This is a genomic window from Yinghuangia sp. YIM S09857 (assembly GCF_051388915.1).
GTDB lineage: Bacteria > Actinomycetota > Actinomycetes > Streptomycetales > Streptomycetaceae > Yinghuangia.
Genome location: NZ_JBPKBH010000002.1, coordinates 1 through 15616, shown reverse-complemented (window position 1 = coordinate 15616; position 15616 = coordinate 1). Strand labels below are relative to the sequence as shown.

Here is a 15616-nt window from a genome sequence, read left to right as displayed (position 1 = left end):
ATCCGGCTGGGGAACCGCGAGGAGGCCGGCCTGACAACCCGTCAGGCGCCTGCGCGGATCCCCAACCGAGCCCCCCGCCCGGCGGTCGCCTACCGGAATGCCCCCACGTTCCGCACCACCCAGTCCGCGAACGGGCGCGGCTCGCGTCCGAGGACCCGGCGCACGTCCGGACTCACCCGCCTCTCCCCCTCCGTCGGCTCGCCGAGGATCGCCAGCGTCGTGTCGACCACGTCCTCCGGCATGAAGCGCAGCATCTCGGCCCGGGCCTCGCCGCGCGTCTGCTCGACAAACGCGACCGGTTCCCCGAGCGCCGCACCGATCACCTCGGCGCGCTGCCGGGGCGTGGTCGGTTCGGGGCCGGTCAGCTCGTACGTCTGGCCGTCGTGCCCGTCCCCGAGCAGCGCAGCCGCCGCGACCTCGGCGATGTCGAGCGGGTCGATCACCGGCAGTCCGACGTCGCCGAACGGGGCGGCCACCGCGCGCCGCGTACGGACCGGCTCGGCCCACGCGAACGTGTTGCTGGCGAACCCGCCGGGGCGCAGGATCGTCCAGTCCACCCCCGACTCCCGGACGGCGTCCTCGATGGCCGCCGCGATCCCGCCGTGGGAGCCGGACTCCGGCCGGGTGGCCACGCCCTGCGAGGACAGCAGGACGATGTGCTCGATCCCGGCCGACTTGGCGGCCTCGGCGACGGCTCGCGCGTCGAGCCGGTGGGCGCTCGCCCCGCCGCTCTGGAGGAACAGCGCGCGGGCGCCCTCGAACAACGGCCGCAACGTGTCGACTTCGATGAGATCAGCCGGCTTTGCAATGGCCCCTGGCGGTACGTCCGCCTCCGTGATGCCCCGCGAGGTCGCGGTCACCGGGCGCCCGTCGGCGGCGAGGACGCCGACCAGCGCGCGTCCGACGTTTCCCGTGGCACCCGTCACGACGATCATGAGTAACTCCCGCGATGTGTAAGCGTGTTCGCATGCGCCTGAATGCGCTGCGAAGGCCCGGGAGGCTGCGCTCCGGGGCGATGAACCGACGCTAACACCGCGGATATAGTAGGTACCTACAGGAAAGTGACTATCCCCATTGACCGTGCCGAGGGGTCCAGGTGGCGACGATGAAGACCATGCCGGAGCAGAGCACTGTCGACCCGCAACTGGCGTGCCCCGTCGGGCCGGTGGTCGACATCGTGTTCAGTCGGTGGACCACGCCGATCCTGTGGACGCTGCACGCCCACGGGCGGCAGCGGTTCGTCGAGTTGCAGCGGCGGATCGACGCCATCACACCGAAGGTGCTGACGCAGCGGCTACGGCAGTTGGAGCGGGACGGGCTGGTCGTCCGCACCTACCACGCCGAGGTGCCGCCCCGCGTCGAGTACGAGATCAGCGACCTCGGCCTCAGCCTCGCCCCGCTCTTCGCCCACCTCGCGGAATGGGCCGACGCCAATCTGGCCCGAGTCGAGCACGCCCGCGAGGCCTACGACGCCGACCCGGCGCACTAGCCGTTCGCGCGTTTCGTGCGCGGCGCTGCGGACGGACCGAGCGGCCGACCCGGCCCGTCCGCACGTCGGGTCGTCACCGCTGCGCGGGCCGGAAGTGGTCGATCAGCCGGGCGTACCCGTCGCCTTCGTGCCCGCGGGCGATCGCGGCGGCCACCAGCCCGTGTGTGAACTCCGGCAGTGACGCGTCGATGCCCCGCGCGCGGCTCTCCGCGATCAGGTGCTCGATCGGCGACAGGTGCGAGGCGAGGGAGGCGTCGACGGCCGCGAAGTCGCCGCTGTCGACCTGATCGGCGACGACTCCGCTGAAGACCTTGATGGCGCCGAGCCACGACGTGGCGTACGGGAGGAAGTCCTTGGCGGGCACGCCGTCTGCGGCGAGCAGTGCGGCGGCGTGCACGAAGCCGTTGAGGCTGCCCCACATGATGCCGAGGAGGGCGACGTCGTACAGCGAGGCGATGCCGGTGTCCTCGCCCAGGTGCGTGGTGGCTCCCCCGAGCAGCCGCAGGGTGTCCGCGTGTGCGGCGAACACGTCGGCGGGGCCGCCGTACAGGAGGACGGTGTCGGGCTGCCCGATGCCGGGCGGCGTCATCATGATCGCGCCGTCGAGGTACGCCGCGCCGTGGCCCGCCGCCCAGGCGGCCGTCTCGCGCGCTTCGGCGGACGAGCCGGAGGTGAGGTTCACGAGGGTGCGGCCGGACAGCGCGTCGGCGACCGGGTCGAGGAATTCGCGTACGGCGCGGTAGTCCCGCACGCAGGCGACCAGCAGGTCGCTCGCCTCGACCGCCTCGCGGACGCCCGCGGCCTCCTTCGCCCCGCGTTCCGGCAGGTCGCCGGCCTTGCCCGGGGTGCGGTTCCAGACGGTGGTGTCGCGGCCGCCGGCCAGCATCGCGCCGGCCAGGGCCTGTCCCATCAGGCCGAGGCCGAAGACGGTGACGGTACGGGTGGTGTCGCCCATGAGTTGTGCTCCCAGAAGTACTCGGATCGCGTGGGTCTGCGCTCTGGAAAGACCCTCGCAGTCGAGGCGGCGGCACAACACTGGCAGGACTGACGATATTCGCCAGATTCCTGCCATACACTTCCGGCATGCGCCCGTCCCCACCTCCCACTCCGACCGACGGCACCGGTCGCACCGGCTCCGTCGCCCTCGTCGTGTTCGACGACGGGCCGCTCGACGCCTGGGACATGTTCGAGATCGGACTCGCGTGCGCGGTGTTCGGCGTCCAACACGAGGCCCTGTTCACGCCGTGGTACGACCTGCGCTTGTGCGGCGTGGCCCCGAACTCCGCGGGCGGCGCGCCCGGGTTCGTGTTGAACGCGCCGTACGGCCTCGACGAACTCCCCCGCGCCGACACCGTCATCGTCCCGGCCGTCCCCGAGGCGTGCGTGTACGGCACGCGCGAGATCCCGGCCGAACTCATCACCGCGCTGCGCCGAGCCGCCGACGCGGGGGCACGCATCGTCTCGCTCTGCAACGGCGCGTTCGCCCTCGCCGCGGCCGGACTGCTGGACGGCCGCCGCGCCACCGCGCACTGGGAACACACCGCGACCCTGGCCCGCCGCCATCCCCGGATCGAGGTGGACGACCAGGTCCTCTACATCGACGACGGCGACGTCCTGACCAGCGCCGGAATGAGCGGCGGCCTGGACCTGTGCCTCCATCTCGTGCGCCACGACCTCGGCGCGAAGGTCGCCAACCAACTCGCCCGCATCCTCGTCGTCCCGGCCCACCGCCCGGGCGGCCAGGCCCAGTTCATCGAGCGCGCGGTCCCCGAAACCGACGACGACAGCCTCGCCCCGGTCCTGGCCTGGGCCACCGAGAACCTGCACGAACCGCTGACCGTGGACGAACTGGCCGCCCGTGCGGGCATGAGCCCCCGATCCTTCCACCGCCGCATGCGCACCGCCGTCGGCACCACGCCACTGCAATGGCTCCTGGGTCAGCGCCTCTCCCGCGCCCAGGAGCTGCTGGAGGCGACCGACTTGCCGATCGACCACGTGGGCGAACGCAGCGGCCTGGGCACCGCCAACAACCTGCGCCGCCAATTCGCCCTGCACCTGGGCGTATCCCCCACCGAATACCGCCGCGGCTTCCCCACGGCATCCCCGGCACGATGAAGGCCCCTCCGCTGCTCCCGTAGGCGGAGAGGCCCCCATCAAACCGACCTGGTAAGGCCGGAGTTCGCGTACCGCATATTGTGCACCGCACGTTGTACGCCACCACATATACGTCGCGGCCAGTTGTATCAGGTGCACCTGCCCCGCGGCCGTCGAAGCCCCGAAGGAACCCTGCGGTCGCGAACTCAGGTGGTGAGCAGGCCAGTAAGAGATCATCGCGCCGGTACGCCGTGCGTCCTCCGCCCCGGCGCTCGGGCGTCGGGGACGGCCGAGGGCCCACTCGCTGCTCCCGTAGGCGAGTGGGCCCTCAGTTGGTCCGGCCTGGTGAGGCCGGGGTTCGCGGCCGCGGACTGCGGATCGCGGCGGGTGTGTCAGGTGTAGTTGACCTGGAGTTCCTTGATCCCGTTGATCCAGGCGTGGCGGAGGCGGCGGGGTTCGGCGGCCTTGGTGATGCTGGGCATCGCGTCGGCGATGGCCTCGAACATCAGGTTGATCTCCATGCGGGCGAGGCTCGCGCCGAGGCAGAAGTGCGGGCCGCCGCCGCCGAAGCCGAGGTGCGGGTTGGGGTCACGGGTGATGTCGAACTTGTCGGGGTTCTCGAAGACCAGCGGGTCGAAGTTTGCGGAGCTGTAGAAGATGCCGACGCGCTGGCCTTCCTTGATCTCCTGGCCGCCGAGGACGGTGTCGGCGGTCGCGGTGCGCTGGAAGGACATCACCGGCGAGGAGTAGCGGACGATCTCGTCGGCGGTGGTCTCCGGGCGGGAGGACTTGTACAGGTCCCACTGGTCCGGGTTGTCGAAGAACGCCAGCATGCCGTGGGTGATGGCGTTGCGCGTGGTCTCGTTGCCGGCGACCGCGAGCAGCAGGACGAAGAAGCCGAACTCGTCGGAGGAGAGCGAGCCCTCGGACTCGGCGGCGACGAGCTTGGAGACGATGTCGTGCGCCGGGCAGGCCTTGCGCTGCTCGGCCATGCCCATCGAATACATCATGACCTCAGCGGCGGCCGCGGCGCCGACGGAGGAGTCCTCGGCGTACTCGGGGTCGTCGTACCCGAGCATCTGGTTCGACCACTCGAAGATCCTGCGGCGGTCCTCCTGCGGGACGCCGATCAGCTCGGCGATGGCCTGGAGCGGGAGTTCGCACGCGACCTGGGTGACGAAGTCGCCGCTGCCCTCCTTGATCGCGTCGTGGACGATGCGCGCGGCGCGGTCGGTGAGGGCGTCCTTGAGGGCGTTGATGGCGCGCGGGGTGAAGCCGCGCTGCACGATCGAGCGCAGCCGGGTGTGCTCCGGCGGGTCGATGTTGATCATGATGAGCTTCTGGGCGTCGATGGAGTTGACGTCCATGCCCTCGGCGAAGCGGATGATCGCGGTGTTGCGGTTGGTCGAGTAGAGCTCCGGCTTGGTGGAGACCTCCTTGACGTCCGCGTGCCGCGTGACGAGCCAGTAGCCGTCGTCGCGGAAGTTGGAGACCTCGGGCGTCTGCGGCACCCACTTGACCGGCGCGGTCCGGCGCAGTTCGGCGAACTCCTCCAACGGCAGACGCTCGGTGTAGAGGTCCGGGTCGGTCGGGTCGAAGCCTTCCGGGAGAACCGGACACGTCATGGGGGCCTCCTCGGGCCGGGTGAGCGGAGTTGGGGGGTGCGTGGCGGTCGGTCTGCTACGGCGTGCGGTGTGCCTTGTGCAACAGCAGCTGTACGGCGGGGTCCTGCGGTGCGCGCCGGGACGGGGCGCGCGGGGTGTGCGGAGACGCTTCTGTGTGTGCGGAGACGTTTCTGTTGCGTCGGCGCGACACCCGGGACCGGGAACGTGCGCGACGCTCAGGCGGCGTCCGGCGACGCCGCGGTTCTGCCGCGCCGCGGGGCGAGCAGCCTGCGGACGATGTCCAGGAGCACGCCCCGGAGTTCGTCGTCCGGCAGCTCGGGGAACATCGCCACGGCCGAATAGATGCCGCCCATCGCGACAGTCGACGCGACCCGGTACTCGATGGGCCGCTCGCTGTCGCTGAGGACGCTCCGCACCCGCTCGGTGATCGATTCGAGCCGGGGCCGGATCGCGGGGTGGGTGCCCACGGAGACGTCGCGGTCGAGGACGACGGCGAGGGTGCGGTGGCGGAGCAGGAAGTCGACGTACCCCTCGAACAGGACTCGCTGGCGCACCGCCTGCCCCTTGCGGCGCTCCGCGGCGTCCAGGACGCGGTCCAGCTCGTTGAGCGCGGGGCGCAGCAGGGCGTCGAGGAGTTCGTCCTTGGTGCGGAAGTGGTAATACAGCGCCGCCTTCGTGACGCCCACCCGGTCGGCGATCGCCTGGAGCGACGTACCCGCGAAGCCGTGCTCGCCGAAGAGTTCGACGGCTGCGGCGAGCACCTTGTCGTACGTGTCCTCGGGTGCCGGTGCGGCCATCCTTCCTCCCCTCGCGCGTGTGCGTGGTGCGTCCTGCGGTCTGGCGCCTGCGGGATGAACGTACGTCGGCGGTTGACGATTGACAAGGCTGACGGGGAATCAATTTTGGCATGCAGCCCGTGTTTTCGGGGGTTCCTGCTTGCCGGTCGGCTAGTGGGACCGTACTGTGCGCAAGCCTGCGCGGTCGGTGATCGCCGGTCGCATATCGCGACCCTTGTTTCGCGGGACGGAGCGTGGCACCCTGCGCGCGCCAGCGTGCACAGGCCCGGCAGGAGGCGCACATGACCGCGACCCAGGACCACCCGGCGATCACGCCGATCAGCGACGTGCGGCTGCACGCGGGGGAGGACGACGGTACGGCGACGGGCCCGGTGGACCCGTCGGCCGAGCTCGTGAAGGTGCCCGTGCACCGCTACACCTCGCCCGAGTTCGCGGATCTGGAGCTGAAGCGGCTCTGGACCCGCACGTGGCAACTGGCGTGCTGCGTGGACCACGTCGCGGCGCCGGGCGACTTCTTCGAGTACCGGGTCGGGCCGTACGCCGTCGTCGTCGTGCGCGACGCGGACGGCGTGCTGCGGGCGTTCCAGAACGCCTGTCGGCACCGCGGCAACAGCCTTTGTTCGGGCGCCGGTTCGGGTCTGACCGAGCTTCGCTGCGGGTACCACGGTTGGACGTGGGACCTGGCCGGGCAGCTCCGCAAGGTGCCCGGCCGCAAGGGGTTCGGGCAGCTCAAGATGGCGGAGTTTCCACTGCTCGCCGCGCAGGTGGACACGTGGGGGCCGTTCGTCTTCGTGAACCTCGACCCGGACGCGCCCGGCCTCGGCACGTACCTGGAGGCGGTTCCGGGCGACACCGAGTGGGCGCGGATCGAGGAATTCCGCTGCACGGCTTCGGTGGTCGGCGAGGTGGCGGCGAACTGGAAGACCATCGCGGACGGGTTCAGCGAGACGTACCACATCCAGACGCTGCACCCCGAGCTGCTCTGCAACATCGACGACGTCAACGCGCCGCAGCAACTGTGGGGGCACACCGGCAAGTCGGAGCAGGTGTACGGGCTGGCCAGCCCGCGCTTCAAGGACGGCCTGTCCGACCAGGAGGTCTGGGACTCCTTCATCGTGACGCAGGGTCAGCGCATGGGGATCACCGAGGCGTGCCCGGTCCCGGAGATCCCGGCGGGCGAGACGCTGATGGACGTGATCGCGGAGCGCGTACGCCGGCACGTGGCGAAGTCGGGGACGGACCTGTCGGGGTTCGACACGGACCGCATCATGCGGCTGCACCAGTACCAGCTGTTCCCGAACTGCTCGGTGCTGCTGACGGCGGACACGCTCAGTGCGCTGGTGGCGCGCCCGGGGGCGACGCCGGGGACGGCCGAGATGGGCATCTTCGCGTTCCGGCGCGCGGCGTCCGGCGACGCGCCGTACGCCCGACCGATGGACCTGCGCGTCGCCTTCGAGGACCTGGACCTGGGTTATGTGCTGAACCAGGACGCGGCGGTGCTGGCCGGGATCCAGCGGGGGCTGAACCAGCCGGGGCTGACCGAGCTGGTGCTGTCGCAGGAGGAGAAGCGGGTCATCAACACACACCGGAACCTGGAGCTGTACCTGGGCATCGGGCCGCGCGACTGACCCCGAACCCGCCCGGGCCCCCGGGTCGAACCGGGCTCGGCCGGCCCCGAACCCGGCTCGACCCGGCTGGACCCGGCTGGACCCGGCTGGACCCGGTCGACTCGACCGGGCCCGACCGAGACGGTCCGCACCGCGCCCGGGTCCGGCGCCGCGCCGCAATATTTGGCCCCCGGCGGCACCGTCGTCCAGGACCCCGGCCACCAGGGCCTGCCGTGCGCGTCCACCGCGCCGGCACTCGGTTGCGCACGCCGCGATCGACGTCGACGTCGGGGACGTGGTGGCCCGGGCCGGCGAACTGACGGGCGGCCGGATGGCGAGCGTGGTCATGGACCTGACGCCCGTCCGGCGACAGTGCGCACCGCGCCGGCGCCGGCCCGGCCCGCGGACGCTCGCCTGCACGCCCCGTCCCGCCGGGCGCGGAGGCGGCGGGCCCGCACCGTACGCCGAACTCCGCCCCGCAATGCCGCACTCCGGGCGCATCGGCCCCGCGGCCCCGCCCACATCGGGTGGTTCCTCGTGATTCGGTCGGACCTGACCTGACACGGCGCCCCCGGGCACGGCATGATGCGCTGCACAACCGAGCCGGTGTTCGCCGTGGGTGCGCGGCCGTGTCGGCGATTCACGACCAGTAGGGGGAACCCCTTAAATGCAGTGCGCCAACTGCGGTGCCCAACTCACTCCGAACGGCTTCTGCCCGGCGTGCGGCGCTGCCCCGACGCAGGCGGGCGGCGACCCCTTCGCGCCGCCGGGCGGCTCCGTACCGCCGCCGCCGCAGGCTCCGGGCGGGCCGCAGGGTCCCCCGCCCGGCGCGCAGCCGGGAGCGTTCCCCGGCGCCCAGCCCGGACCGTACGGCGCCGCCCCGCACGGCGCGTTCCCGCACGGCGGCATGCCGCCCGCGGGGATGCCGCCCGGCGCGTGGCCCGGCGGTGTGCCCGGCTACGCCCCGCAGATGCAGTGGACGCCCGTCCAGCCGCTGCGCGGCCTGGCCACGGCCGTATCGATCCTGCTCGGGGTCATGGCGGCGATCGACGTCCTGGCCGCGACCGCGTTCTTCCGCCGCGCCTCGCTCTTCGGCGACCTGCGCGACGGACGGTTCTTCGCGTTCGCCGAGGCGGACGACGCCGACGACCTCGTGGAAGCCGCACTCGGCCTGCTGGCCATCGGCGCCCTGGCCACCGCGATCGTCTTCATGATCTGGTTCTACCGGGCGCGGTCCAACACCGAGGCGTGGTACGCCCCGCAGGCCACCATGAGCAAGGGATGGGCGATCGGCGGCTGGTTCATCCCGCTGGCGAACTACGTCATCCCGATGATCGTGGCCAACGACACGTGGAAGCGCAGCGACCCGCAGCCGGCCGGCCCGATGATGCGCCCCGCGAGCAAGGCGCTGCTGTGGGCGTGGTGGATCGTGTTCGGGCTCTCCGGGGTGCTGTTCTCGATCTCCTTCGGCGTCCGCGAGACCCAGGAGGACGTCGAGGACGGCGAGGTCTCGATCGAGGACTACATCGACGGGGGCGAGACCGGCGACAGCCTGGCCGGGACGTCCAGCCTCCTGCGCATCGCGGCGGCCATCCTGGCGATCCTCGTCGTCCAGAAGATCACCAAGTGGCAGAGCCAGCGCCTCGGCCTGGAGCCGGCGACGCCGGTCGGCTACGCCCCCGGCATGCCGATGGGCACCCCGGGCTTCCCGCCGGCGCAGCCGGGCGTCCCGCACCCGGGCGGCCACCCGGGCGCCGCACAACCCGGCGGCTACCCCGGCTCCCAGCCGGGCTCCCAACCGGGCTCACAACCCGGCGCGCAACCCGGCTGGGGCGGCCGGCAGCCCCCGCCCGCGCCCCCCGCCCCGGGCCAAGGTCCCGACCTCAACAAGCACTGACGCGCACACCCGAAGAATCACCAGGCCCCCGGCCCGCCCTCCCCGAGGACAGACCGGGGGCCTCGCGCATTTCGCCTACGCCTCCACACCCCCGCTGGCCGCACCTCGACACGACACGAGGCGCGAGCACACCCCTCCAAACAGCGGTTCCCACCCATCCACCGGCGACGCGCAAGCCCCGACCAACACGGGAAGCAGTCCCGCGCCATGGCCGAACGCGGCGCCACCCCGCGCGCGAATCCCGAACCTCACCGCAGGCGGCGGCGTACCTCGCGCACGACTTCCTGCTCGACCCGGCTGCGCGCGGCCCGGCGCGGATTGCGGACCCACCCGAAGCGCCTGCGCGCCCGGCGCACCGGCGCAGGCGTCAGGTGGGACGCCGGATGCCGGGTGACCGACCGGGCGTGCGACCAACGGGCGTACCAACGCGGCGCGATGATCCTCATGAGCGTGCGCACTGCACCCTCCCCCTCAACTCCCCCGACACGGCAACCACCGCATCACCCCCACAGACGACATTCCCCCACCCCCGGTTGCGCCACCCCAGCCCCGGCAGTCGTGCTCGGGCCCGCTTGCAGGCGCCGGTCTCAGCCTGTCCGCCAACTTCGCTGCGGTCGTGATCTGCTGCGAGACACCGTGTCGGCGACAGCAAGGGGCGGCTGTTGCTTACGCTTCGAGATGTCGAGCCACGAAGCATACGAATGCGGCCGCTGTGACGGGTGTGCGTGTGCTGTGCCCGCCGTCGAGCCGTCGACGTGTTTTCCCGGTTCCGCCGGGCGTTCCGCGACTGCCCGACCACCCGCGCGGACGCGCTGTTCGAGCTGACGGATGCGGTGTTGCGCGCGGACGGGCCGATCGTCCTCGCCGTCGCCGGTTACGGGTATTTGGGCACGGCCGCCGCGCTGTCCGGGCCGGCGGGGGCTCAGCCGGTGGCGCCGAGACCGCGGCGGTCTCGGCACTGTTCCCACATCGTCGCCCTATCCGTCCCGCGCTACGCGTCCCCGCCGTCCCCGGGGGCGTACGCGGCGTAGTCGAAGGTGACCGTTACCGGGGCGTGGTCGGACCAGCGGTCGGCGTAGGTGAGGGCTCGGCCGGTGGTGGCAGTGGTGGCGGTTTTGGCGATGGCGGTGGTTGCGGCGATGTAGTCGATGCGCCAGCCGGAGTCGTTGTCGAAGGCTTTGCCGCGCATGGACCACCAGCTGTACGGGCCCTCGACGCCGGGGTGGAGGTTGCGGACCACGTCGTGGTAGCCGACGGCGCCGAAGACCTCGGTGAGCCAGGCGCGTTCCTCGGGGAGGAAGCCGGACTTCTTGAGGTTGCCCTTCCAGTTCTTGATATCGGCCTCGGTGTGGCAGATGTTCCAGTCGCCGCAGACCAGGACCTCGCGGCCCTCGGCGGCGGCCTTTTCGCGCATGCGGACCATGTGGGCGGCCAGCTCGGCCATGAAGCGGTTCTTCTCGTCCTGCTTGGGGGTCTCGGCCTCGCCGGTGGGGAGGTAGAGGCTGGCGACGGTGAGGCCGGGGAGGTCGACTTCGAGCCAGCGTCCGGCGCTGTCGAACTCGCTGGAGCCGAAGCCGATGCGGTGGGCGGTGGGGGCGAGGCGCGAGTAGACCGCGACGCCGGCGCGGCCTTTGAGGACGGAGGGGGCGTACACGGTGTGCCAGCCGTCGGGGTCGCGGACGGCGTCGGTGAGCTGGTGTGCTTCGGCACGGACCTCTTGGAGGCACACGACGTCGGACGCGGTGGCCTGGAGCCACGCGGTGAAGCCCTTGGCGGTCGCCGCGCGCAGGCCGTTGACGTTGATCGAGCTGACGGTGAGCATCCCGGAAGAGTACCCAAACGGGGCAAAGTCCCGGGAGCTCAGCCCCGAGGCCGGTCCACGCGCGCCTCGGTCCACACCGGTTCGGCGCTCTCCCGGACCCGGCCGTCGGCGCCGAAGACCAGAAAGCGGTCGAACGCCTTCGCGAACCAGCGGTCGTGGGTGACCGCGAGGACGGTCCCGTCGAACGCCTCAAGCGCCTGCTGGAGCGCCTCGGCCGAGACGAGGTCGAGGTTGTCGGTCGGCTCGTCGAGGAGGAGCAGGTTGGCGCCGGAGAGTTCGAGCAGCAGGATCTGGAAGCGCGCCTGCTGGCCGCCGGAGAGGGTGTCGAACGGCTGCTCGGCGGCGTACGCGAGCTCGTAGCGGTCCAGGACGCGCGCGGCCTGCTCCAGGCCCATGCCGGAGCGGTGCGCGTCGCCGCGGTGCAGGATCTCGACGAGCGTCCTCCCGGCGAACTCCGGGTGCTCGTGGGTCTGTGCGAACCAGCCGGGGCGCACCCGGGCGCCGAGCCGGGCGCGGCCGGTGTGCGCGACGGCGGCGATGGCGACCTCGCCGACCGGCCGGTGCTCGACGTCGGGGTCGGAGCCGCCGGCTGCGAGGAGCCGCAGGAAGTGCGACTTGCCGGAGCCGTTGGAGCCGAGCACCGCGACCCGGTCGCCGTACCAGACCTCCAGGTCGAACGGTTTCATCAGGCCGGTCAGCTCCACCGCCTCGGCGACGACCGCGCGTTTGCCGGTACGGCTGCCGCGCAGCCGCAGCCGCACGTTCTGCTCGCGCGGGATGTTCTGCGGCGGTCCGGCCTCCTCGAACTTGCGCAGCCGGGTCTGCGCCGCCTGGTAGCGGGACGCGAGCCCGTCGTTGTAGGCGGCCTTGTTCTTGTACATCAGGACGAGGGCCCTGAGCTTGGCGTGCTCCTCGTCCCAGCGGCGCCGCAGCTCCTCGAAGCGCTCGAAGCGGGCCTCGCGGGCGGCGTGGTAGGTGCCGAACGATCCGCCGTGCAGCCAGGCGGTGTTGCCCGCGGCGCCGAGTTCCACCGTCACGATGCGGTCGGCGGCGTTGGAGAGCAGCTCGCGGTCGTGCGAGACGAGCAGGACGGCCTTGGGGGTGTCGCGCAGCGCCTGCTCCAGCCACTGCTTGCCGGGCACGTCAAGGTAGTTGTCGGGCTCGTCGAGGAGGAGGACGTCGTCGGGTCCGCGCAGCAGTGCCTCCAGGGCGAGGCGCTTCTGCTCGCCGCCGGAGAGGGTGGTGATCTGCCGCCATTTGGCGACGTCGTACCCGAGGCCGAGGGCGGCGGTGCAGCACTGGTCCCAGACGGGTTCGATGTCGTAGCCGCCGGCGTCGGCGAACTCGCCGAGTGCGGCGGCGTACCGCATCTGGGTGGGTTCGTCGTCGGTGTCCATGAGGGCGAGTTCGGCGTCGTCGACCGCGCGGACGGCGTCGCGCACGCGCGGCGGGGCGAGGGAGACCAGCAGGTCGCGGACCGTCGACTCGTCGCGGATCCGGCCGATGAACTGCGGCATGACGCCGAGTCCGCCGCCGCGCGTGACGGCACCGGAGTCGGGTTTGACCTCGCCGGTGACGATGCGCAGGAGCGTCGTCTTGCCGGCTCCGTTGGCGCCCACGAGCGCGGTGGTGGCGCCTTCGGCGACGCGGAACGAGACCTCGTCCAGCAGCACGCGGCCGTCGGGCAGCGAGTAGCTCACCGTGTTGATGTCGATGTGTCCCACGGTGTACGCCGCTCCCATGCCCTGGTGGTGCCCCCGCCGTCCACCCCGTTTCTATCTGCCGGCGAGGCCGTCCGCCAACGCGATTTTGCGGCGCCGCGGGCGCGCCATGTGGCCGCGGGCCAGGTGTCGGGTCGCGCGGTGGACGGTGACGAGGTGGACAGTCGCGGCGTGGACAGTGACGAGGTGGACAGTGACGAGGTGGACGGTCGCGGCGTGGACACTGACGAGGTGGCATTCGGCCACCCCGGGGGCGGAATCCGGTTCCGCGGGCGCGTGCGGCGTGCCCCCGTGCGCCGCCGTGCGCCCCTCCGACCAGTGCCACCCGCACGGGTGAGGTCTTGCCCCAGGTGGCGCCGACCGGCGATTCTCTTTACCAGGTGTCGTTCGTCTACCAGGCGGTGTGCCGGGTGGCGGGCAGCGATCTCGCCGTCTGGCGCACTTCGCTTCGACACCCGCGCGACACCCGCGCCGGACTCGGACACGGGTGGCAGACCGGTTGGGTACGCCTTTCAGCAAGCACCATGGACGTCGTGGGGGACCGACGATGGCGGAGCGACAGAGGCAGGACCCGATGGTCGCGCGACGCAAGCTGCGGGACGCGCTGCGGCGATTGCGCGAGGGGGCCGGCTTCACGCAGCGCGAGGTCGCCGAGGAGATGGACTGGTCCCTGTCCAAGATCATCCGGATGGAGACGGGCCAGGTCGCGGTGACCACCACGGATCTCCGGGCGCTGCTGCGGCACTACGACACCGACGCCGAACTGTCCGCCGATCTCGTGGAGTTGGCGCGCGCGGCCCGGCAGCGGGCGTGGTGGAGCGTGTACCGGGGGATCGCCAGTTCGGAGTATCTGGCGTACATCGGCTTCGAGTCGTCGGCGCAGGTCATCCGTAATTTCGAGCCGGTGGTCGTGCCGGGCCTGCTCCAGACTCCCGACTACGCGCGCGAGACGATGATGCGGCTGGGCCTGAGCCGCGTCGACGAGCTGGTCGAACTGCGCATGGCACGCCAGGAGTTGCTGACGCGCGACGACGCGCCGAACGTGCACTTCATCATGGACCACTCGGTCGTGCAGCGGGCGGTCGGCGGCCCGGCTCTCATGCGCAGGCAGTTGCGCCACATCCTGGCGGTCGCGGAGTACCCGAACGTGACGGTGCGCGTCGTGCCGTGGTGGGAGGGGCTTTACGCCAACTACCGCATGGCCTATGTGCTGTTCGAGTTCGCCGAGGAGGAACCGGACGTCCTGTTCCGAGAGGCGGAGACCGGCGAGATGATCACCGTGGAGGGCGCCCAGGAGGACACCCCCGGCGACTACCTCGCCTCATTCTGGGAGCTGGAGCAGTTGGCCCCGACCGCGATGGCGCCGACGCTGTTGGACGCCGCGATCGCCAGCATGGCCCAGGCCCAGCCTCCGGGCGGGGGCGGTGCGCCGTTTCCGCTCACCGCCCTGCCGCCGCCGAACGCCCAGTCTCCGAACGCCCAACCCCCGACGATTCAGCCGACCGTTCAGCCGACCGAGGGGCCCGCGGGCGTGGACGGTGCCGACTGAGCATCCAGGAAGTCGGCCCAACTGCCGGTGCGAAAAGCGAGAACGGGACCGTCGACCGCAATTTTCGAGTCCCGGACGAACACGCCGGTCGAGCGTGCCGCCTCAACGCAATTGGACGCTTGACTGGCCCGACTTTTCCGCCAGTGCAGGTCCGACCCGACAGGGTGCTCCACCGTGCGTACTCCTTCTGCGCTCGAACTCGAAGGCCCGCACGGGGGCGCGTTGCAGCGCGCCGACACCGTCGTGCGGACGGCTGCCACTGTCCGGAATTGAACCACAGCGGATGCCCGCGCGTACCCTCGGACACGCGGACGGAAACCCCGGGCGCGGGATCCCTCGGGGGCAATCCCGGAGGAGTCGCCCGCGGCCACCCGGCCGAAGGCAACTCGGCGGTGTGCCACGGGTCATGGGGCGAACAAGCGTGCGGCCTGCACGTGCGCTGACTGCGGGCTTGTAGAGTGCTCTCGGGTTGCGACACGTCTGGATGACACTGGCGCCGCGACACTTGGCTGGTTGACACATAGCTGGCACAATATGAGAAGGACGAGACGTGGCGATCGGCTACCGCCACGGTCTCCGCGAATTGCCCCGGAGCCATCACTGGGAACAGAGGATGGCAAAACGGGGCAATTCGCTATGCTCCGGCACGGATCCGGGTTTCCCTCTTATCTCACCCCTATATACGTGTGCCATACTTGTGACACGCGTTGATAACCCACGCGCTCGGGACAATTCGGGGAGCCGCCTATGGTCGGCTGAAACATCTGCTCTCCGGGCCCCGGCACGAAATGCCGTGCCCCGGCCCGTCTTTCGGAGAACCGCCGTACCCGGCACGTGAGCCGGGTCGTGCCGCGCATGCCCGTAGTAGCCGACGAAGCATTCGCGGCGGCGGATCCCGCTCCGGCGCCCGCGTGCGCTCTTTCCGCACGTCATCCCGGGTGCCGGACTTCCCCAGCCCGCGCACCGCGCGGGACAACTGCGCCGCGCCCGGCGCCGTGTTGCGTCTCGGCGCGCG

General features: G+C 71.4%; 13 protein-coding genes. 5 read left to right on the top strand and 8 right to left on the bottom strand.

What is annotated here, in order from left to right:
* Positions 1 to 89: 89 nt before the first annotated feature.
* Entirely contained in the window at positions 90 to 935 is an 846-nt protein-coding gene (locus ACRX5S_RS03200) for an NAD(P)H-binding protein (RefSeq protein ID WP_436771168.1), read from the bottom strand.
* A gap of 170 nt (positions 936 to 1105) precedes the next feature.
* Here ACRX5S_RS03200 and ACRX5S_RS03195 point away from each other — a divergent pair, with 170 nt between their 5' ends.
* Positions 1106 to 1489, top strand: coding sequence for a winged helix-turn-helix transcriptional regulator (locus tag ACRX5S_RS03195; RefSeq protein ID WP_436771167.1), 384 nt, complete (start codon positions 1106 to 1108; stop codon positions 1487 to 1489).
* Between the two features lie 73 nt (positions 1490 to 1562).
* Here the strand turns inward: ACRX5S_RS03195 and ACRX5S_RS03190 are convergent, their stop codons facing one another.
* Positions 1563 to 2444 carry an NAD(P)-dependent oxidoreductase gene (locus tag ACRX5S_RS03190; RefSeq protein WP_436771166.1) on the bottom strand — a complete coding sequence of 294 codons (882 nt, stop codon included), beginning with the start codon at positions 2442 to 2444 and terminating at the stop codon, positions 1563 to 1565.
* Between the two features lie 128 nt (positions 2445 to 2572).
* On the opposite strand from ACRX5S_RS03190, the gene ACRX5S_RS03185 reads away from it, so the two are divergent.
* Entirely contained in the window at positions 2573 to 3604 is a 1032-nt protein-coding gene (locus ACRX5S_RS03185; RefSeq protein WP_436771165.1) for a GlxA family transcriptional regulator, read from the top strand.
* A 371-nt stretch (positions 3605 to 3975) separates the two neighbouring features.
* Here the strand turns inward: ACRX5S_RS03185 and ACRX5S_RS03180 are convergent, their stop codons facing one another.
* Entirely contained in the window at positions 3976 to 5208 is a 1233-nt protein-coding gene (locus ACRX5S_RS03180) for a cytochrome P450 (RefSeq protein WP_436771164.1), read from the bottom strand.
* Between the two features lie 215 nt (positions 5209 to 5423).
* Positions 5424 to 6005 (bottom strand): TetR/AcrR family transcriptional regulator, encoded by a 582-nt coding sequence (locus tag ACRX5S_RS03175; RefSeq protein ID WP_436771163.1) that lies wholly within the window; start codon positions 6003 to 6005, stop codon positions 5424 to 5426.
* 281 nt (positions 6006 to 6286) lie between these two features.
* Here ACRX5S_RS03175 and ACRX5S_RS03170 point away from each other — a divergent pair, with 281 nt between their 5' ends.
* Both ACRX5S_RS03170 and ACRX5S_RS03165 read left to right on the top strand, forming a co-directional pair.
* The gene (locus ACRX5S_RS03170; RefSeq protein ID WP_436771162.1) at positions 6287 to 7633 is read left to right on the top strand and encodes an aromatic ring-hydroxylating oxygenase subunit alpha; all 1347 of its coding nucleotides are present in this window, start codon (positions 6287 to 6289) and stop codon (positions 7631 to 7633) included.
* Positions 7634 to 8279: 646 nt separating this feature from the next.
* Positions 8280 to 9509, top strand: a complete 1230-nt coding sequence (locus ACRX5S_RS03165; RefSeq protein WP_436771161.1) for a DUF4328 domain-containing protein — start codon at positions 8280 to 8282, stop codon at positions 9507 to 9509.
* Positions 9510 to 9757: 248 nt separating this feature from the next.
* On the opposite strand, the gene ACRX5S_RS03160 is transcribed toward ACRX5S_RS03165, so the two are convergent.
* The 3 genes from ACRX5S_RS03160 to ACRX5S_RS03150 all read right to left on the bottom strand — a co-directional run bounded on the left by ACRX5S_RS03160 (position 9758) and on the right by ACRX5S_RS03150 (position 13073).
* A complete protein-coding gene (locus ACRX5S_RS03160) occupies positions 9758 to 9967 on the bottom strand; it encodes a hypothetical protein (RefSeq protein WP_436771160.1) in 210 nt (69 codons plus the stop codon).
* A gap of 533 nt (positions 9968 to 10500) precedes the next feature.
* Positions 10501 to 11331, bottom strand: a complete 831-nt coding sequence (locus tag ACRX5S_RS03155; protein ID WP_436771159.1) for an exodeoxyribonuclease III — start codon at positions 11329 to 11331, stop codon at positions 10501 to 10503.
* A gap of 38 nt (positions 11332 to 11369) precedes the next feature.
* Complete coding sequence (locus ACRX5S_RS03150; RefSeq protein WP_436771158.1) at positions 11370 to 13073, bottom strand: ABC-F family ATP-binding cassette domain-containing protein; 1704 nt, start codon at positions 13071 to 13073, stop codon at positions 11370 to 11372.
* Between the two features lie 526 nt (positions 13074 to 13599).
* Here ACRX5S_RS03150 and ACRX5S_RS03145 point away from each other — a divergent pair.
* The gene (locus tag ACRX5S_RS03145) at positions 13600 to 14601 is read left to right on the top strand and encodes a helix-turn-helix domain-containing protein (RefSeq protein WP_436771157.1); all 1002 of its coding nucleotides are present in this window, start codon (positions 13600 to 13602) and stop codon (positions 14599 to 14601) included.
* Here the strand turns inward: ACRX5S_RS03145 and ACRX5S_RS03140 are convergent.
* On the bottom strand, positions 14559 to 14774 hold the full coding sequence (locus tag ACRX5S_RS03140) for a DUF397 domain-containing protein (RefSeq protein WP_436771156.1): 216 nt from the start codon (positions 14772 to 14774) through the stop codon (positions 14559 to 14561). The genes ACRX5S_RS03145 and ACRX5S_RS03140 overlap by 43 nt on opposite strands.
* Positions 14775 to 15616: the final 842 nt, after the last annotated feature.

What these genes read in the sequence shown, in the direction of transcription:
- ACRX5S_RS03200 (WP_436771168.1), bottom strand. Translation starts at nt 935, where the DNA reads ATGATCGTCGTGACGGGTGCCACGGGAAACGTCGGACGCGCGCTGGTC.
- ACRX5S_RS03195 (WP_436771167.1), top strand. Translation starts at nt 1,106, where the DNA reads ATGAAGACCATGCCGGAGCAGAGCACTGTCGACCCGCAACTGGCGTGC.
- ACRX5S_RS03190 (WP_436771166.1), bottom strand. Translation starts at nt 2,444, where the DNA reads ATGGGCGACACCACCCGTACCGTCACCGTCTTCGGCCTCGGCCTGATG.
- ACRX5S_RS03185 (WP_436771165.1), top strand. Translation starts at nt 2,573, where the DNA reads ATGCGCCCGTCCCCACCTCCCACTCCGACCGACGGCACCGGTCGCACC.
- ACRX5S_RS03180 (WP_436771164.1), bottom strand. Translation starts at nt 5,208, where the DNA reads ATGACGTGTCCGGTTCTCCCGGAAGGCTTCGACCCGACCGACCCGGAC.
- ACRX5S_RS03175 (WP_436771163.1), bottom strand. Translation starts at nt 6,005, where the DNA reads ATGGCCGCACCGGCACCCGAGGACACGTACGACAAGGTGCTCGCCGCA.
- ACRX5S_RS03170 (WP_436771162.1), top strand. Translation starts at nt 6,287, where the DNA reads ATGACCGCGACCCAGGACCACCCGGCGATCACGCCGATCAGCGACGTG.
- ACRX5S_RS03165 (WP_436771161.1), top strand. Translation starts at nt 8,280, where the DNA reads ATGCAGTGCGCCAACTGCGGTGCCCAACTCACTCCGAACGGCTTCTGC.
- ACRX5S_RS03155 (WP_436771159.1), bottom strand. Translation starts at nt 11,331, where the DNA reads ATGCTCACCGTCAGCTCGATCAACGTCAACGGCCTGCGCGCGGCGACC.
- ACRX5S_RS03150 (WP_436771158.1), bottom strand. Translation starts at nt 13,073, where the DNA reads ATGGGAGCGGCGTACACCGTGGGACACATCGACATCAACACGGTGAGC.
- ACRX5S_RS03145 (WP_436771157.1), top strand. Translation starts at nt 13,600, where the DNA reads ATGGCGGAGCGACAGAGGCAGGACCCGATGGTCGCGCGACGCAAGCTG.